The 18085-nt window shown below is 70.0% G+C and carries 14 protein-coding genes, 1 tRNA gene, 1 other RNA gene and 1 pseudogene; 13 read left to right on the top strand and 4 right to left on the bottom strand.

Annotated elements, in window-relative coordinates:
- The first annotated feature begins 192 nt into the window (after positions 1-192).
- Positions 193-755 (top strand): annotated as a pseudogene (locus JKV81_RS00385) (HD domain-containing protein).
- Here JKV81_RS00385 and JKV81_RS00380 read toward each other — a convergent pair.
- Positions 743-1210 carry an NUDIX hydrolase gene (locus tag JKV81_RS00380; protein WP_129264720.1) on the bottom strand — a complete coding sequence of 156 codons (468 nt, stop codon included), beginning with the start codon at positions 1208-1210 and terminating at the stop codon, positions 743-745. The pseudogene JKV81_RS00385 and the gene JKV81_RS00380 overlap by 13 nt on opposite strands.
- Positions 1197-1970 carry an XRE family transcriptional regulator gene (locus tag JKV81_RS00375; protein WP_129264721.1) on the bottom strand — a complete coding sequence of 258 codons (774 nt, stop codon included), beginning with the start codon at positions 1968-1970 and terminating at the stop codon, positions 1197-1199. The genes JKV81_RS00380 and JKV81_RS00375 overlap by 14 nt, the downstream gene beginning before the upstream one ends.
- Positions 1971-2067: 97 nt before the next feature.
- On the opposite strand from JKV81_RS00375, the gene JKV81_RS00370 reads away from it, so the two are divergent.
- The 5 genes from JKV81_RS00370 to JKV81_RS00350 all read left to right on the top strand — a co-directional run bounded on the left by JKV81_RS00370 (position 2068) and on the right by JKV81_RS00350 (position 5573).
- A complete protein-coding gene (locus JKV81_RS00370) occupies positions 2068-2760 on the top strand; it encodes an HAD family hydrolase (RefSeq protein WP_129264722.1) in 693 nt (230 codons plus the stop codon).
- Positions 2761-2867: 107 nt separating this feature from the next.
- Positions 2868-3770 carry a radical SAM protein gene (locus tag JKV81_RS00365; RefSeq protein WP_129264723.1) on the top strand — a complete coding sequence of 301 codons (903 nt, stop codon included), beginning with the start codon at positions 2868-2870 and terminating at the stop codon, positions 3768-3770.
- The gene (locus tag JKV81_RS00360; protein WP_202074682.1) at positions 3763-4404 is read left to right on the top strand and encodes a P-loop nucleotide/nucleoside kinase family protein; all 642 of its coding nucleotides are present in this window, start codon (positions 3763-3765) and stop codon (positions 4402-4404) included. Before JKV81_RS00365 ends, JKV81_RS00360 begins: the two co-directional genes overlap by 8 nt.
- Positions 4322-4969 (top strand): class I SAM-dependent methyltransferase, encoded by a 648-nt coding sequence (locus JKV81_RS00355; RefSeq protein WP_129264724.1) that lies wholly within the window; start codon positions 4322-4324, stop codon positions 4967-4969. Before JKV81_RS00360 ends, JKV81_RS00355 begins: the two co-directional genes overlap by 83 nt.
- Before the next feature lie 16 nt (positions 4970-4985).
- Positions 4986-5573 carry a class IV adenylate cyclase gene (locus JKV81_RS00350; RefSeq protein WP_129264725.1) on the top strand — a complete coding sequence of 196 codons (588 nt, stop codon included), beginning with the start codon at positions 4986-4988 and terminating at the stop codon, positions 5571-5573.
- Positions 5574-6267: 694 nt separating this feature from the next.
- On the opposite strand, the gene JKV81_RS00345 is transcribed toward JKV81_RS00350, so the two are convergent.
- Positions 6268-7626 (bottom strand): hypothetical protein, encoded by a 1359-nt coding sequence (locus tag JKV81_RS00345; protein WP_202074681.1) that lies wholly within the window; start codon positions 7624-7626, stop codon positions 6268-6270.
- A 352-nt stretch (positions 7627-7978) separates the two neighbouring features.
- Here JKV81_RS00345 and JKV81_RS00340 point away from each other — a divergent pair, with 352 nt between their 5' ends.
- Positions 7979-8647, top strand: a complete 669-nt coding sequence (locus tag JKV81_RS00340) for a YdcF family protein (protein WP_129264729.1) — start codon at positions 7979-7981, stop codon at positions 8645-8647.
- A gap of 235 nt (positions 8648-8882) precedes the next feature.
- Here JKV81_RS00340 and JKV81_RS00335 read toward each other — a convergent pair.
- Positions 8883-8970 (bottom strand) — tRNA-Ser (locus tag JKV81_RS00335).
- Positions 8971-9103: 133 nt separating this feature from the next.
- Between JKV81_RS00335 and ffs the strand changes: the two genes are divergently transcribed.
- The 6 genes from ffs (at position 9104) to JKV81_RS00305 (ending at position 18001) form a co-directional block, all read left to right on the top strand.
- Positions 9104-9198, top strand: an RNA gene (gene ffs / locus JKV81_RS00330) — signal recognition particle sRNA small type.
- An 80-nt stretch (positions 9199-9278) separates the two neighbouring features.
- The gene (locus JKV81_RS00325; RefSeq protein ID WP_202074680.1) at positions 9279-11561 is read left to right on the top strand and encodes a DNA polymerase III subunit gamma and tau; all 2283 of its coding nucleotides are present in this window, start codon (positions 9279-9281) and stop codon (positions 11559-11561) included.
- Positions 11562-11957: 396 nt separating this feature from the next.
- Complete coding sequence (purD, locus tag JKV81_RS00320; protein ID WP_129264731.1) at positions 11958-13211, top strand: phosphoribosylamine--glycine ligase; 1254 nt, start codon at positions 11958-11960, stop codon at positions 13209-13211.
- Positions 13212-13566: 355 nt separating this feature from the next.
- Entirely contained in the window at positions 13567-15276 is a 1710-nt protein-coding gene (locus tag JKV81_RS00315) for a M48 family metalloprotease (RefSeq protein ID WP_202074679.1), read from the top strand.
- A gap of 218 nt (positions 15277-15494) precedes the next feature.
- A complete protein-coding gene (locus tag JKV81_RS00310; protein ID WP_202074678.1) occupies positions 15495-16958 on the top strand; it encodes a N,N-dimethylformamidase beta subunit family domain-containing protein in 1464 nt (487 codons plus the stop codon).
- A 116-nt stretch (positions 16959-17074) separates the two neighbouring features.
- On the top strand, positions 17075-18001 hold the full coding sequence (locus JKV81_RS00305; RefSeq protein WP_202074677.1) for a phosphoribosylaminoimidazolesuccinocarboxamide synthase: 927 nt from the start codon (positions 17075-17077) through the stop codon (positions 17999-18001).
- Positions 18002-18085 lie beyond the last annotated feature (84 nt).

The following is an 18085-nucleotide window of genomic DNA, read 5'->3' as shown; positions in this document are numbered from 1 at the left end:
TGACAGCAGTGCTGATCGCCCCACCTGCGACGACGTTCATCCGGACACCGTCGGCGGCGCTGCCAAGGCCGGCCTGTACAGCCTGGCCATCTTGACGCTGGGAACGAGGAACCTGAAGAAAGCTCTTCGACCTGAGCCTTCATGTCGCTCCGATGAGACTGATCAAGATTGCTTCTGGGAACGCACCCGAGCATGAACGGATCGATGGTGAAGTGGGCGGGCGCAGTGGCTGAGGCTGAGTTGAGTGGGCCGCTTCCTCGCCGGTGGTTGCACTCCGCCGGAGTCTCGCGGCGCGCGACCGAATTGGCTGAGCTGGTGGAGGGGGATACGGAGCTTTTGATCTCTGCAGCTGTCTTGCACGACGTGGGTACGCCCCCCGCCTGGCCATCACTGGATTTCATCCGCTGGACGGTGCTCGGTTCCTTCGTGACACCCATGCTGCGGATGAACGGCTGGTGCGGCTCGTGGCCAACCACTCGTTTGCGTTGGTGGAAGCAGAGGAACGCGGATTGCGGGCAGCGCTGGAGAAGGAGTTCCCACTTCTTGACGACCAGCGGCTTGTGGACGCCCTTGTGTACTGCGACATGACGACCACACCTGATGGCAAGGCCACTTCGGTCGATGCTCGGTTGGCCGAGATCACCGGCCGGTACGGATCCGACAGTCTGGTGGGACGGTTCATCCGTCGAGCGTCGCCGGACATCCTCGAGACCGTGGGACGGGTGGAAGCTGCGTTGGCGGCTCAGCCCAGGTAGGGGTACGTGCCGGCGAGGTAGTCGCCGATCTGCTGACGCATGCTGGGGTGGATGTCGTACTCGTCCAGGTCGTTGGGCTGGACGTACCGGACGCCGTCAGCTTCATCGTTGATGGTGGGCTCGCCGCCCACGGGGCGCCCGATGTAGGTGTTCTCGTACTGCTGACGGATTTCGCCGTCCGTGTAGGCCACGATGTGGTTCGGGTTCGTGTAGACCCCCAGGAATCCCGTGACCTCGGCGATGATCCCGGTCTCTTCCAGGCATTCACGCACGGCGCACTGGGCCGCGGTCTCGCCGATGTCCTGTGCGCCGCCCGGCAGGGCCCACTGGCCGGTGTCCCGGCGGCGCTGGAGCAGTATGGCGCCGTTGTCGTCGACGACGAGCAGGTTGTTGGCGGGGATGAGTGTGTTCGCCTTGGGGGCCTTGGGGTTGTTGTAGTACTCAGTCCTGCCCATGTAGCGAGGGCCCCTCCTGGTCCGGTGTCCAGGGCCGTGCGGTGGCCCAGACAGCTTCGAAACTCTGAGCGTAGTTGTCGAACCAGCCCGAGGTACCAGCTCTCCTGAGATGGAGGATGGGGTTGGCGCTGGCCGGCTGGCCCCAGACGTGCGGGTTGACCAGGAGGTCGTTGTCGTAGCGGAACATGGAGGTGTAGAGGGTGGTGTCGTGCAGTCTCACCTCGCAGCCTGCCTCGGGCAGTAAGGGACGGTAGTAGGTGAGGGAGGCGCGGATCTTGGCGGCAAGGGTGTCGCCGATTCCCTCCTCTTGGCCCCGGATGGCTGCTGCCTGGCCGTACGAATCACCGAAGCAGAGCCGCACTCGCACCCCGTCCGATGCCCGCTCGGCGAGCATCGTCGCGACGTGGGGGTTGGACTGGGCGAAGAAGGTGCCGGAGAAGACGAGGACACCGATCTGTTCCTGCGCGCCTTTGAGCAGCGACAGCCACGTGTCCCGTGGGACGCTCGCCCGGTTCTGGTAGGTCGTGACCAACTCCGGTTCTGACCCGGCGGACTGCTGTTGGCTACTGCGCTCCGGTGCCGGCCAAAGGAACAGCTCCTCCACCCGCAAGTGCCGCGCGACGCGGAATCGGTGGCGAGCGTGAGGAACACGTCCGCCGAGCCATCGGCCAACGGTTTTAGGGTCCACCTCGCAGATTTCGGCGAGGGACTCGGGTGGGATGCCGCGCTGGGCGAGTACGGAGTGCAGTCGCTCGTTCACAGGCGTCATACAAGCTGAAAGGGACGGGAGCGGCAAGGACGTTACGGGACGTTCTGCGGCAGGTCGACGGCATGAGCACGGTGCTTACGCTGGGTGTATGGAGCTCATCGTCCTGTGGGACATCGACCACACGCTGATCGAGAACGCCGGGGTCAGCAAGGAGATTTACGCCGCTGCCTTCACGGCACTGTCGGGGAGAGCGCCCATGGGGCCGGCGCGAACAGAAGGCCGTACTGACCGCCTGATCATGCGCGACATGTTCCATCGAAACGGTGTGGCCGAGCCGGGCTGGGCCACTGTCGAGGAGGCTCTCGCCGCCGCAGGGGAGGCGCGTCTGTCCGAACTCAGCGAGCGCGGAACAGCATTGCCCGGTGTGCGTGACATCTTGAAGGAAGCCTCCGTACGCAATGCCTGGGTCTCCTCGGTACTCACCGGCAATATCGCGGCCAACGCCCGAGTGAAGGTGGCAGCGTTCGGTCTTGATCCCCTCCTTGATTTGCGAGTTGGCGCCTATGGTGCTGATGCTCTCCAACGGCCGGACCTGGTCGCTGTCGCACGTGAGCGGGCCCAACGGCTGCGAGGTGCGCGGGGCGTCGTGCCCGTCGTGCTGGTGGGCGATACGCCCAGGGACGTTGAGGCCGCTATCGCCACGGGCTCCGAGATCATCGCGGTCTCCTCCGGCGTCCACAGCGCCGATGAGCTGTCCGCTGCCGGTGCTCAGACCGTTCTGCCCGACCTGATGGACACCGCTCGCGTGCTCGGGATTCTGGAGACTTTCGCGGCGTCCTGAGAACGTCCCAGGACGTCCTCAGAGTGTCCCGATACGCGGTGACGAGGTCCGCACCTGTCCCGCCAATATCAGGTCTCCCACCAGGCAAACGCCCGAAGGAGACCCTCGTGATCAGCGAAGTCACCGGGATCCGCAGAATCCGGATGCTGTACCTGCAGCTGCTCTACCGCTGCAACTTCGAATGCCTGCACTGCTTCCACGGCAAACGGCTCCAGCACGCCGACGCCTTCACCGCGGACGAGGCGATCAACCTCCTCACCCTCATGCGCGACCAGTACGGCACCGAGGCCGTCACCCTGCTGGGCGGCGAACCGTTCGTCTACCGGGACCTCACCCAGGTCGTCCAGTACGCCAAGCGGGATCTGGGCCTGCGGGTCGAGATCTGCACCAACGGCTACCGGATCGAGCGCCGGCTGACCGAGATCGCCCCCGACCTGGACCTGCTCCGGGTATCGCTGGAGGGCATCGGCTCGACCAACGACCACATCCGCAAGTTCGGAAGCTACCGCAGCGCGCTGAGCGCCCTCGAAATTGCCCAGCCGCTCGGTGTCCGCACCGGAGCCACCATGACGGTCACCTCACGCAACATCGAAGAGGTGCTGCCGCTCGCTCGCGTACTCCAGGGCTACGGCGTGGAACAGCTGAAACTGCACTGTCTCCGGCCGGTCGGCAACGCCGCAGCTCACCCGGAGCTCCTGATCACCGATCCCGCGGCGTACACCCGCCTTCGGGGCCGGCTCGACGCGGCCGACTTGGAGATCGAGGTGATCGTCGACGAGGACCTTTCCGAGGCCGGCGCCCCGAACGCCTGCGTTCCCGGTGACGGCCCCGTCGAGATCGAGCGGATCGAGGCCGACCCCCGCGGCGCGCTCACAATGTCCTGCAAGGCAGTTGGCAAGGACTCGCACGCCTTCTGGTACGACAAGCTGGCTGACCACATCGACCACCGGCCGTCCCCCACCGACGAGCTCACGCTCGTGGTACCGGACGTGGTGTACGCCCGTGTCTGACAGGCCACTGTTCGAGAGCCTCGAAGGGCTCCGCGGCACGGGAAAGTCGACCATCGCTCCGATGCTGGCAGCGGCCCGCCGCGCCACCCTGGTCCCGACCGTGCCTCTCTTCTACCAGCCTCTGCGCCGGGAGGTGGACCGGCAGGCAAACACCGAGGCCCGGATGTGCTTCTACTTGTCCGCGCTGTTCACCGTGACCGATGAGATCCGGCGTCTCCTTGCCGAGGGCACCTCGGTGGTCGTGGAGAGCTACTTCGCCCGCTGCCTGGCCAACCACCAGGCACTCGGATCCAGCCTCGGCGTCAGGCTCCCACCCAGCCTGCCCCAGCCGGTGACGTACCAACTGACGTGCGGCAAAGGCGAGCGCGGGCGCCGGCTCGCCGAGCGCATCAAACCGGTCTCCCGCTGGGACGTCCTGGCGGAAGAGGTGGCAGACCGCGTTTCCGACGCCTACGCCCAGTTCCCGATGCACCACGTGGACACCACACATCTGGGCCCCGACGAGGTCCTCCAGACGATCTTGTCCATCGACACGCAAGGAGCCCCCCACCGTGCAGACACAGAGCCTGTGGGAGCACACCCTCACGTTCTTCCCCCAGTTCCTCGCCGCACTGAAGGAGCGTGCCGCTCCTGACGCCACGGTCATGGTCGTGGGGGCGAGCGACGGAAAGTTCGTCCTGCCTCTGGCTGCGGCCGGCTACCAGGTGATCGCGGTAGAGCACGACCCTCTCTCCCTGCACGGTGGCGAGTTCATCCTCCCGGGTGACAACCGGGCCCACGCGATGGGCCTCGTCGACCGCCTCAAGCTCGAATCGCTCCACGACCACGTGCGGATCGTGGAGGACGACTTCCTCCAATGGGGGCCTTCGGGCACGCCCTGCGATGCCATCTGGACGAGCTGTTCCTGGCATTACAGTGCCAACCATCGACGCCCGCTCGCTGATTTCGTCACCCGCATGCAATCCGCTGTCGGCCAGAGCGGCCTGTACGGCGCAGAGTTCATGATGCCTGTCACCCGGCGCCAGCACTTGATCGAGCACTACACGTCCCCCGAGAGGCTCAGACGCCATTTCATCGGCGACTGGGACGTCCTGCTGACCCTGCGCACGAACGAGTTCACTGAACGAGCCCACATCGGCCGGCCCCAGGACCACACCCACCGTATGGGCCTGCTCCTCGCAGCCCGCACCCCCTCCTAGTACGAAGGACGAACCCGTGAAGCACGAGTACGAGGCCAAGTTCCTCGCCATCGACGTCGTCGGCCTCCAGGCTCAGCTGGCCGCCCTGGGTGCCACGCAAGCGTTCCCCCGCACCCTCCTGACCCGCAAGATCTTCGAGAACGACGCACTCGAAGGAGGAGCCTGGGTGCGGCTCCGGGACGAGGGCACCCGGTCGACGCTCACCCTCAAGCAGGTCACCGACGCCACCACGATCAACGGCACCACCGAGATCGAGACCGAGGTCACGGACCTGCACGCCATGGCCGAGATCCTGCGCAGCCTCGGCATGCGCGAGGTCCGGTACCAGGAGAACTACCGCGAGGAATGGCGCCTCGGCGAGGTCGCTTTCGACTTCGACACCTGGCCTGACCTCCCCACTTTCGTCGAGATCGAGGGACCCGACGAGGCATCGGTGCGCCAGGCGGCCGCCCTGCTCGGCCTCGACTACGCGGAAGCACGTTTCGGCAGCGTCGACGAGATCTACAAGAGCGAGGCCGGCAGGGACATTCTGGCCGAACCCACACTCCTCTTCGCCGACGCCGACAAGCAGGTTCTGTCCAGGACATCTGTCCCGAGCGAGTGATCTTGAGGTCCGAGCTGTGTTTGTGGAACTGGCCATGACTCCTCGGGTCATACCCGGCATCGCCGAGTTCGCCCGCAGCGGTCTGCCCGCCGCAGCAGACACTGACGACGGCAATACGTGGACGGACGGATTCTGCTGGCTCTACTGCGGACAGCAGTGGACCCGTGTTCTATGGATCGGCCCCGTGAGTGTGGCTGGTGCCCAGGCAGCCATGTTCGCCTGCGGCCCGTGCATCCGCGCTTTGCAGGAGCAGGTCTGGCAATCCCTTCTCCTTCACGATGAACCGGCTCGTCAGGCCCCGGTGAGCACGGCCCCCGTGCCTGAGCAACCTGGCGGACGCCGTGTCGGAAGGCATCGCGCGCGGGGCGGCCTGTTCAATCGTGAATGAGGCCGTCGGAGCCTTCGCAGTGCTGGGGTGCCCGCCATGGGCGCTTGGGCTGTGCGCCTGCTGCGCCCAGATGATGCGGCGGTACGGGCAGAACGCGGTCATGTACTGCAACGTGTGCCGGGCCGGCCGCAACGGGCGGTGCCCCACAACTGCACCCACCAACGCCGAAGGGCCCCACCTCGCGGTGAGGCCCTTCAACGTATTTCCCGGCCGGGGGGGGCGGTAGCAGCTCACCCCCGAGTCGCGTCGGACGAGAGCGAACGAGAGCAACTGCGACATCGGAGCTGGACGGCCCCGCCGGTACGGTCACTCCTTCCGGAGACGGATTGCTATCACGGTCCCGTCGGCACGGATGGACACCGCGCTCCACTGCTCCGATGCACTGCGGTCCGGCCATTGGCCTCGAAGGGCGTGTACTTCGCGTCGGTATTCGTTGACGCGCCCGTGGTGGAGGTGCGTGTACAGGCTCTTCTTGAGCCCGGAGAACGCCTCTACACGGGTGCCATTGAGGCGGTAGATGTGGTCGGTGCCGAGGAAGTCGATGTCGTGGATGCGGTGCTCCGCATCTCGCATCCTGTCCGTGTTGGCGTGCACGTCGTGCTGGAAGTGGCGTTGCCCTTGCTCCTTGGTCAGGTACTGGGCGGTCGGTTTGCCACCTCCGGTGAAGGCAGTCAGCGTGGCCGCCTCTGTCCGCGCCAGCACGACGCTGAACCAGGCGAACGATTCGGGCAGTAACTGGAATCCGGGGATGGTCGTGCGTTCTCGTTCGGCGTACCGCACGACGTCGGCGACGCGGTTCCTCTGGTCCAGGGTGAGATCAGGATCGGCTTCTTCTGCGTCTCCGGACGGGCGGAGGACGGTCGCGCCCGGCCCTTCCAGGACATGTAGGGCGAGGCTTTCCTTCTTGGGGATCTCTGTCCCTATGAGCAGGTAAGGAACAGTGCCGTAGGGCCCGATGTGCACGGACTCCACGTGAGCACTGGCAGTGCTGAGCTGCTTGTGCACCTGCTGAACGCTGCTGTGCGTGCCCTTCGAGGAGACCAGGATGACCTTGGACGGCTGTCCTGGTTGCCAGGCTTCGACGAAGAAGTGGGGTCGTCGCTGCAGCGGCTCCGGGCGGGCGCCCGTACCGGAGGTGCTGCGGAGGGCCCAGCCGGCCTTCAGGGCGACATCCGCCGGAATCACGGAGACAGAGTGGTCGGGGTACCTGGTCCTGACCAGCTTCTCGGCCAACAGAGAGGCGAAGCCGGTGCCGATCTCCCCGGACTGGGTGGCCTTGTAGAAGCGCAGGAGATCGCGTCCCTCGGACGACAGCCGCAGGTAATCGCCCTGGTTGGCCTCCAGAGCTTGGTTGTAGCGCAAACTCCCCCAGTGCTCGGCCAGCCCCCGTCCCGCGCCCTGACGGGCCGAGGCTGCTCCGAGACCGATGGCGTGAATGACCTGCCAGGGAGTGAGGGTCAGTGATCGCGGCGCGTTTCGGATAGCCCTGTAGTCGGTGCGCCGACGAAGCGGTCCCTGCCCTTTGCCTATCCGCTTCTCGTCCTCGTCCTCTGCGGCTTCGGAGACGTGGACGGCCAGTTCGGTGGACGAGCGGACCTGGACGTGCGAGGTGTTGCTCAGCTCGTGGAGGATCTCGCTGACGGCTTTGGATTCGTCCTTGTTCACCGGCTGCCCTTCCGTCGATGCCGTGTGGCGTGAGCTGAAGGACGGTAGGACCCGGCAAGGGAGCGCAATCAAGTGCGCACGAGGGGGCGCAGACCGCTATTCGGCCATCCCTCCGGACAGCTGCTGATGCGGTACCACGGTGCGGGGCTGTCGATGGATCTCCGCCGGGACAGGGTGAAGCCGCTGTGGGGGTGTCCACTTGGGTACTGACTTCGATCAGAAGGAGCGGCAGAATTCGCCCCCGCTCGTCGCTCTGGGCCTAGACGTCCCCACTGGCTGAGTATGGGAAGTGCCGAGGCGATGAAGGCCATGTACGAGGGGCCTGCCGGCGACGGTGACCAGGGAGAGACGCGTGAGCGACAACCAGCAGGCGATCACGGAAGACCAGCGGCGCCGGGCGGCACTGATCTGGAACTACCACCAGATGCATCATCGGCTGCGGCCCGTCGACGTGGCGATCGGGCTGGGCAGCCACGACCTCGGCGTTGCCACCCACTCCGCCGAGCTGTACCGGGCCGGGCTGTTTCCGACCCTGGTCTTCACCGGAGGCAACAGCCCCACCACCGCCAAGGTCTTTCCGCGCGGCGAGGCCGTCCACTTCCGGGAGCACGCCATCGCCCTCGGCGTCCCCGACGAGGCGATCCTGCTGGAACCGGAGGCCGGCAACACCGGGCAGAACGTCACTCTCTCCAGAGGGGTCCTTGCCGCTGCCGGCATCACCCCGGCGACGGTGCTGCTGGTCTCCAAGCCGTACATGGAGCGGCGGTCGTACGCGACCGCCCGCAAGTTGTGGCCCGACGTCGAGATCCTCTGCGCGTCGGAGCCGCTGGAGTTCGACGACTACGTGAAGTCCATCGGCAACGAGAAGCTCGTCCTGGACATGCTCGTAGGCGATCTTCAGCGGGTCGTCGAGTATCCGAAGCTTGGATTCGCCATCGAGCAGGCAGTCCCGGAGGACGTACTTGGAGCGTACGAATCCCTCATCCACGACGGCTTCACCACCCGCCTCATCGCTTCCTGACCTGCCGGATCCGGACGGACTGTGCACGGCGGATGCCGACGCAACGGTCAGGGGACCCCACGCTGATCCTGCCTGTCGAGCGGGCTGCCGCCTCTGCGGCGCTGGGCTGCCCGCCCTGGGAGCCGGGGCCGTGCGTCACGACGGCCCGCTGGCGGCGACTGCACCCGGCCCGCCAACGCCGAAGGGCCCCACCGCGAACGGTGGGGCCCTTCGACGTATTGCCCGGTGAGAGCAATGGCGGAGGATACGAGATTCGAACTCGTGAGGGGTTGCCCCCAACACGCTTTCCAAGCGTGCGCCCTAGGCCACTAGGCGAATCCTCCGCGGCAAACAATACAAGACGTTGGAGGGTGCTCGCGAACACGTTCCCCAAAGATCGTTCCGGACCGTCCTCCGGGAGGGGTGAAGGCGGGGAGCGGGTGGACGGCAGGGGGCTGGGATCGGTTAAGGTGGGCGTCAGCCCCTCACGTGGCGCTATCTGACTGAACTCCCCCAGGGCCGGAAGGCAGCAAGGGTAGGTTGGCTCTGGCGGGTGCGTGGGGGGCCCTTGTGTGTCCGGGGTGTGGTCTCCCGCCGGGCGCCCGGTCCGGGGCGGGGCCGGTTGTCAGTCGGCCCCGATAACCTCGTAGGTGTGTCGTCCCTTGCGCTCTACCGCCGCTATCGCCCCGAGTCCTTCGCCGAGGTCATCGGTCAGGAGCATGTCACTGACCCGTTGCAGCAGGCCCTGAGGAACAACCGGGTCAATCACGCGTACCTGTTCAGCGGGCCGCGTGGCTGTGGAAAGACGACCAGTGCGCGCATCCTGGCCCGCTGTCTGAACTGCGAACAGGGGCCCACGCCGACTCCTTGCGGGGAGTGCCAGTCCTGCCGGGACCTCGCGCGCAACGGGCCGGGTTCGATCGACGTCATCGAGATCGACGCCGCGTCCCACGGTGGCGTGGACGACGCCCGTGACCTGCGGGAGAAGGCGTTCTTCGGGCCCGCGTCGAGTCGGTACAAGATCTACATCATCGACGAGGCGCACATGGTCACCCCGGCCGGGTTCAACGCCCTGCTGAAGGTGGTCGAGGAGCCTCCGGAGCACCTCAAGTTCATCTTCGCGACGACCGAGCCCGAGAAGGTCATCGGCACGATCCGGTCGCGTACGCACCACTACCCCTTCCGGCTGGTGCCGCCCGGGACGCTGCGCAGCTACCTCGCGGAGGTGTGCGGCAAGGAGAACAGCGCCGTCGAGGACGGCGTGCTGCCGCTCGTCGTGCGGGCCGGTGCCGGGTCCGTGCGTGACTCGATGTCCGTCATGGACCAGCTGCTGGCCTCCGCCGCCGACGACGGTGTGACATACGCCATGGCGACCTCGCTCCTCGGTTATACGGACGGGTCCCTGCTGGACTCCATCGTGGACGCCTTCGCGGCGGGTGACGGGGCCGCGGCCTTCGAGGTCGTGGACCAGGTGATCGAGGGCGGCAACGACCCCCGGCGCTTCGTCGCGGACCTCCTGGAGCGGCTGCGTGACCTGGTGATCCTGGCCGCCGTGCCGGACGCCGGGAACAAGGGACTCATCGACGCGCCCGCCGATGTGGTGGAGCGGATGCAGGCGCAGGCCGCCGTGTTCGGGGCCGCGGAGCTGAGCCGGGCCGCCGACCTGGTCAACGAAGGGCTCACCGAGATGCGCGGGGCGACCTCGCCCCGGCTCCAGGTGGAGCTGATCTGTGCCCGGGTGCTGCTGCCCGCCGCCTTTGACGACGAGCGTTCGTTCCAGGCCCGGCTGGACCGGCTGGAGCGCGGCGGAGCTTTCGCCGCGGCCGGTGCCGGCCCCGCCATGGGCTACGTACCGGGGCCTGAGGCCCATGGGCCCGGGGTCGGTATGCCCGCCGGCGGCGTCGGTGGCCCCGCCGCTGCCCGTGCGGCTGTCCGGGGCGATGTTCCGGGCGGCGCCCCCGCCGATCTCCAGCGGCCCGCGCCCGCGCCGGCCGCCCCGGCACCCGCCGAGGCCGTGGCGCCTCCGGCCCCCCAGCAGCCCCAGCCGGCGGCACCACAGGAAGTGCCCGCGGCCCAGCAGCCGCCCGCCGCCGCCCCCGCCGGGCAGCGTCCCGGTGCCTGGCCCGCTGCGGCCGGAGCCGGCAGCGGTGCGGGCGGCGCCGACGGTGCGGAACCGGCGCGCAGGCCCGGTGGCTGGCCGACCGCCTCCGCGCCCGGGAGCGGCGTACCCCAGTCACCCGCCCCGGCAGCGCCTGCGGCCCCCGCCGCTCCCGCGCAGGCCCCGCAGGCGCCCGCCCCCGGTGGGCAGGACATGATGCAGGGTGCCGCCCAGGTGCGGAACATGTGGCCGGACATCCTGGAGGCGGTGAAGAACCGCCGCCGCTTCACCTGGATCCTGCTCAGTCAGAACGCCCAGGTCACCGGCTTCGACGGCGCCACCCTGCAGCTCGGCTTCCTCAACGCCGGCGCCCGCGACACCTTCTCCAGCAGCGGCAGCGAAGAGGTGCTCAAGCAGGCTCTCGCCGAGCAGTTCAACGCGAAGTGGAAGGTCGACGCGGTCGTCGACCCCTCCGGTGGAGGTGGTGGCGGTGGCGGCCAGCCCGCGCCGAGCGGTGGCGGCGGTGGCGGCAGGCCTCCGGCCGCCCCGTATCAGCCGCCGCCCGCGCCGCCGGCTCCCTCGTACGAGTCCCGGCCGTCCGCCCCAGCCCCGCAGTCCCCGCCGCCCGCCCAGCAGCAGCCCCCGGCGCAGCAGTCCGGGCGGCCCGAGCAGTCCTCGTACGACCGTGCCGCCCCCGAGCCGCCCAGATCGGTCGCGCCCGAGGACGACACCGCCGAGGCGGACGACCCCGACCTGGTCGACTCCGCGCTCTCCGGGCACGACCTGATCGTCCGCGAGCTGGGCGCCACGGTCGTGGAGGAGTTCACCAACGAGTAGCGGGCACCCGGCGGCCGGCCCACAGCCACGCGCCGGGATGCCCTGGCCCACAGCTACGCGCCGGTATGCCCTGGTCGACCGCACGCCCGCCCGTACGCCGCCCCTGCCGTCGGCCACCCACGCACGGGGACGCCCCGGCCGATCACACACCCGTACGCGCCTGCCGTCGGCACCGGGATGCCCTGGCCGACCACCCGCCCGTACGGCCCCGGCCCCACCCACGCACCGGGAATGCCCTGGCCGCCGCCGCACCCCCGTACGCCCCGCCCCCGGGCCGCGCGCCCCGCCCGCCCGTGCCTGCCCTGTCCACGGGACTGTCCACGGACCTGCCCACGGACCTGTCCACGGACCGGCGCCCGTCGAGGCGGCCCGCCCCCGGCGGTTAGGCTGCACCCCGTGAAGGTCCTCGTCATCGGCGGCGGCGCCCGCGAACACGCCCTGTGCCGCTCTCTCTCCCTCGACCCCGATGTCACCGCTCTGTACTGCGCCCCCGGCAACGCCGGAATCGCAGAGGTGGCCGAACTGCACCCGGTCGACGCGCTCGACGGTGAAGCCGTCGCGCGTCTCGCGACCGAGCTGGGTGCCGAGCTGGTGGTCGTCGGCCCGGAGGCACCGCTTGTCGCCGGTGTCGCCGACGCCGTGCGCGCGGCCGGCATCCCCTGCTTCGGCCCCTCGGGCGAGGCTGCCCGGCTCGAAGGCTCCAAGGCGTTCGCCAAGGACGTCATGGCCGGTGCCAACGTCCCGACCGCCCGCAGTTACGTCTGCACCACGCCGGCCGAGATCGACGCGGCCCTGGACGCCTTCGGGGCTCCGTACGTCGTGAAGGACGACGGTCTCGCGGCCGGCAAGGGCGTCGTCGTCACCGACGACGTCGAGGCCGCGCGTGCCCACGCCCTGGCCTGCGACCGCGTGGTCATCGAGGAGTTCCTCGACGGCCCCGAGGTCAGCCTCTTCGCGATCACCGACGGCACCACCGTCCTGCCGCTCCAGCCGGCCCAGGACTTCAAGCGCGCCCTGGACGGCGACGAGGGCCCGAACACCGGTGGCATGGGCGCGTACTCCCCGCTGCCGTGGGCCGACCCGAAGCTGGTCGACGAGGTCATGCGGACCGTCCTCCAGCCGACCGTCGACGAGCTCCGCCGCCGCGGCACCCCGTTCTCAGGGCTGCTGTACGCGGGCCTCGCGATCACCTCGCGCGGCGTCCGGGTCATCGAGTTCAACGCCCGCTTCGGCGACCCGGAGACCCAGGTGGTCCTGGCCCGGCTGAAGACGCCGCTCGCCGGGCTGCTGCTGGGCTCGGCCAACGGCACGCTGGACGCCGTACCCGCGCTGACATGGCACGACGACGCCGCCGTCACCGTGGTCATCGCCTCGCACAACTACCCGGGGACGCCGCGCACGGGAGACCCGATCGAGGGCCTCGCCGATGTGGTGGCGAAGGATGCGCCGCACGCGTTCGTGCTGCACGCCGGCACCCGGCAGGACGGCGACGCGGTCGTCAGCGCCGGAGGGCGCGTGCTCTCCGTCACGGCGACGGGCAAGGACCTCACGCAGGCCCGGGAACGTGCCTACGCCGCCGTGGGCCGGATCCGGCTCGACGGCTCCCAGCACCGTACGGACATCGCCCGTAAGGCCGCCGAAGAGGCCTGAGAACCGTTCGTACCCGGTGCCCGGCCCTTCACAGAGGCGCCGGGCACCGGTGTGTCCAGGGTCTTCCTGGCGCGTCCAGGAGCCTTTCAGGGGCCCTCCAGGATCCCTGTAGGAGCCCCCCGGGAGAGGTCGCGGTATCACCGAACGCCCGCCCGCCGACCCGTCAGCAGCTTTGCCCAAAGCCATTCCATCGGGTGACGGCTCGGCCATCCGGATGACGCCCGCCGAGGCCCCAACTAGGGTGCGGCGCAAGCGTTCCGGCACTTGGCCCACCGGCATTGCGATGTCAGTGACGGGTGCCACAGTGGGGGAGTGACCAACACCGTCGCGGGGGCAGAGGGGGTGACGTCCAGCCGTGTCCGGTACCGGTTCGGTTGAGGAGCTGGGTGCGCACGCAGCGCGGGCCAGGGCGATGGCCCTGCTGCGCATCCGGAGCAGAGCCACGGCCCTGGCGATCCTGCCCGCGGCCGCGGCCGTCGTGCTGCTCGTCGCGGTCGCCCAGGGACACATCGGCCCGGGTGTGTGGTCCACGGTCAGCTGGACGGTGGCGGCCTGCGCCGTCGTGATCCTGCTGCTCGCCGCGGCGGTCGCCGTGGCGGTGGCGCGCGCCAGGCCCGCCGTCAGTCCGACCGTGCCTCTCACCGAGGCCGCGGCCCCCGATCTCTACCGGCTGGTCAGGGACCTCGCGGACCGGCTCGACGTCCCGGCGCCGTCGGCCATAGCGCTGACCCCGGACTGCGACAGCTGGCTGGAGGACCGTACGCACCCCGCCAACCGGCCGGGCGCCGAGGACCCGGGCGAGGGAAGCGGGCGTGGCCGCCGGACGCCGGCCGCGCCGGTCCTGGTGATCGGGTCGCCCTTCCTGTGGTGGATGAGGGTCGCCGAGCTGCGTGCGGTGCTCGCCCCGGTCGTCGCCGGCACCGGCCCGTCCGCGAACCCCGACATAGCCGCCGCCCGCCGCTTCGTCCGCGGCCTGGACGCGGCGGTCGCCGACGCCGCCGTGCCCGGGCAGGGACGGATCCGGAGGATCCCCACGGCCTTCGTGGGATGGATCGCCAAGCTGCTGCTGCGCGGCTGTCGCGGTCACGCCGCCGAGATGGAGCGCTGTGTCGCCGCCGCCGCCTCGGGCCGCGCCCAGGAGGTCGACTACGGGCTGCGGATCGCCGCCCAGGAGCAGGTCGGCCTGGCCTACGCGGGCTGGGACCGGCTGCTGACCCGGGTCGCGCTGCCCGCCTGGCGGATGGGGCGCTGGCCCTCGCGGCTCGACGCCGGCGTCGTCTCCGCGCTCACGGAGCTCTCCCGGCGCGACCGGCTGGCCGAGGGCTTCACCTCGCGGCTGGGGGAGCGCCCCGCCTGCGATCTCATCGAGGAGCCCGGCGCGGCCGACGAGGCGGCTTCGCTGCTCGCCGCCCGGCTCTTCCACGGCGGCCCGGCGGAGGCAGGTCCCGGCTGGTCGCCGGTCGACTGGCAGCAGTATCCGGAAGAGGTCGTGGACCGTAAGTGGCGTACGGAGGCGGCCCGCCTGCACCGGGTGCTCGACGCCATGGGGGTGGCCAGCAGCGTCACCGTGGGAGCCCGCTCGGCGGCCCCCGGCGGCGCCCCGGTGCCCACGCTGGCGCGTGTCATCGACCACCTCGCCTCCCCGGGCGCCGACAGCGAGGCCCTCGCGGCCGGGATCGGCGCGGCCGTCGCCCGCGACGAGGAGAAGGCGGCCCCCGGCCCCCGTGCCGAAGGCCCCCCTCCGGACGCCGGCGCGGGCACCGACCCCCTCGACCTCTGGGGGCCCGTCCCGCTCCCGCTCTTCCCCCTCCAGCCGCCGCGTACGGGCACGGAGCTGCTCGCCGACCACGTCGTGGCCATGGTCTGCTGCGCCGCCGTGGACACGGCCGGAGCCGCGCCCGGGCTCGACTGGCTCGACGGGCCCGCGCTGCTGGTCGACGGCGGCCGCAGGTCCGACCTCGGCGCACCGGTGCTCAGCCTCGTCGAGGAAGGGGACGCGGAGCCGCTCCGGTCCTGGCTCACGGCGGTGGGCGTGCGCACCGACAAACCCGTACGTCTGGGCTGAGAGGTGCGCAGGGGGCCGGGAGCTGCGCGAGTTGAACGGCCGTCCGTCCACTTAGGTGGCGAAATGCCCCTGATATCCCCCTGATATCCGGGAGCGGGGGCCACGGTCGCCCCAAATCGCGACGAACGGTAACGGAGTGCGTGCGTTATGTGATGTGCTTGGGGGCGGCGCCGGCACCGGTGCGGCAGACATGTCGGGGGACGAGGGAGGGGCGCGGTATGGGGGCGGAGCAGATCCGGCGGTGGGAATCGGGTGCCCTCGCGCATGCCGTGAGCGACCCCTTCGGGCAGGGCCCGCTCCCCTGGCTGCGCGGCAGCGAGAACTACTTCGACGACACCGGCCAGGTCGTCCCCTGGTACGCCGACCCCGACCTCGGCCGCAGCGGGAGCGGCGGCGGCACGCGCACGGCCGACGACGTGCACCAGCAGATCAAGGGGTTCGTGTCCCCGGGAGCGGCGGCACCCGGCGAGGCGATCGACTTCCACATCACCGTGGACCCGCCCCAGCAGTTCTCCGTCGACGTCTACCGCATCGGGCATTACGCGGGCGACGGCGCCGCCAAGATCACCACCAGCCCGCGCCTCTCCGGCATCGTCCAGCCGGCCCCGATGGCCGCGGAGCGGACGGTCTCCTGCCACCACTGGTGGCTCTCCTGGCGGCTGCAGATCCCCAGCTACTGGTCGGTCGGCGCGTACGTCGCCGTGCTGACCACCGCCGACGGCCACCGCTCGCACGTCCCCTTCACGGTCCGCGACGACCACCCGGCGGACCTGCTGCTCCTGCTTCCCGACGTCACCTGGCAGGCCTACAACCTCTATCCGGAGGACGGCCGCACCGGCGCCAGCCTCTACCACGCCTGGGACGAGCAGGGCCGGCTGCTGGGCGAGGAGGACGCCGCCGTCACCATCTCCTTCGACCGCCCCTACGCGGGCGCGGGCCTCCCCCTGCACGTCGGCCACGCCTACGACTTCATCCGCTGGGCCGAGCGCTACGGCTACGACCTCGCGTACGCCGACGCCCGCGACCTGCACGCCGGCCGCGTCGACCCCAGCCGCTACCGGGGCCTGGTCTTCCCCGGGCACGACGAGTACTGGTCGATCCCCATGCGCCGTACCGCCGAGCGGGCGAGGGGCATCGGCACCTCGCTCGTCTTCCTCTCGGCCAACACCATGTACTGGCAGGTCGGCCTCGGCCCGTCCCCCTCCGGCGTCCCCGACCGTCTGCTCACCTGCCGCAAGCGCCGCGGACCGGGAAAGCCCGCCCTGTGGCGTGAGGTCGACCGCCCCGAGCAGCAGCTGCTCGGCATCCAGTACGCGGGCCGGGTCCCCGATCCGCACCCCCTGGTCGTGCGCAACGCGAGCCACTGGCTCTGGGAGGCCACCGGCGCGGCCGAGGGCGACGAGATCGACGGACTGGTCGCCGGCGAGGCCGACCGCTACTTCCCGCGCACGGCGTTGCCCGAGCACGAGAGCCGCATGCTGCTCGCGCACTCCCCGTACGCGGACGGCGACGGGGCGACCCGGCACCAGGAGACCTCGCTGTACCGCGCCCCGTCGGGTGCGCTCGTCTTCGCCTCGGGCACCTTCGCCTGGTCCCCGGCCCTGGACCGCCCCGGCCACATCGACGCCCGCGTCCAGCGGGCCACGGCCAATCTGCTGGACCGGATCTGCAAGCGGGACTGACGGACCGGGCCGGACCTGCGCGCACGGCCGCGTCCACGGGGTGACCCCTGGCGGCGTGGCTCCTCCGTATGCGGGACAATCGGAACGACTCCTGGATCAACCTACGCGGAGGCAGCGTGTCCGGTTTCGTAGAAAAGCCCGAGCCCGTGCAGGTGCCGGGGCTCACCCACCTGCACACCGGCAAGGTGCGCGACCTGTACCGGAACGAGGCGGGTGACCTCGTGATGGTCGCCAGCGACCGTATCTCCGCGTACGACTGGGTCCTTCCCACCGAGATCCCGGACAAGGGCCGTGTGCTCACCCAGCTCTCGCTGTGGTGGTTCGACCAGCTCGCCGATCTCGTCCCCAACCATGTGCTGTCGGCGGAGCTCCCCGCCGGGGCGCCCGCCGACTGGGCCGGCCGGACCCTGATCTGCCGCTCGCTGCGGATGGTCCAGGTCGAGTGCGTGGCGCGCGGCTATCTGACGGGCTCCGGCCTGACCGAGTACAACGCGACCCGGACGGTCTGCGGGCTCGGTCTGCCCGAGGGCCTCGTCGACGGCGCCGAGCTCCCGGGGCCGATCTTCACCCCCGCGACGAAGGCCGCGGTCGGCGATCACGACGAGAACGTGTCGTACGAGGAGGTCGCCCACGAGGTCGGCGCCGAGACGGCGGCCCTGCTGCGCCGGACGACGCTGGACGTCTACGGCCGCGCCCGGGACATCGCCCGTGAGCGCGGGATCATCCTCGCCGACACGAAGTTCGAGTTCGGCTTCGCGCCCACCGAGGACGGCGGCGAGGAGCTGATCCTCGCGGACGAGGTGCTGACGCCCGACTCCTCGCGGTTCTGGCCGGCCGAGAGCTGGGAGCCCGGCAAGGCGCAGCCGTCGTACGACAAGCAGTACGTGCGCGACTGGCTGACCTCACCGGCCTCCGGCTGGGACCGGCACGGCGAGCAGCCGCCCCCGCCGCTGCCGCAGGAGATCGTCGACGCGACCCGGGCCAAGTACCTCGACGCGTTCGAGCTCCTGACGGGCACGAACTGGCCGCCCCAGGGGATGTGACAGCAAGAAGGCCCCGGTCGTGATGACCGGGGCCTTCTCGTATGGAGCGGACGACCAGGTTCGAACTGGCGACCTCAACCTTGG

It is taken from the genome of Streptomyces silvae, from assembly GCF_016745505.1.
Taxonomy (GTDB): Bacteria; Actinomycetota; Actinomycetes; order Streptomycetales; family Streptomycetaceae; genus Streptomyces; species Streptomyces silvae.
The sequence above is the reverse complement of the archived record's forward strand: the minus strand, read 5'-3'. Positions and strand labels throughout refer to the sequence as shown.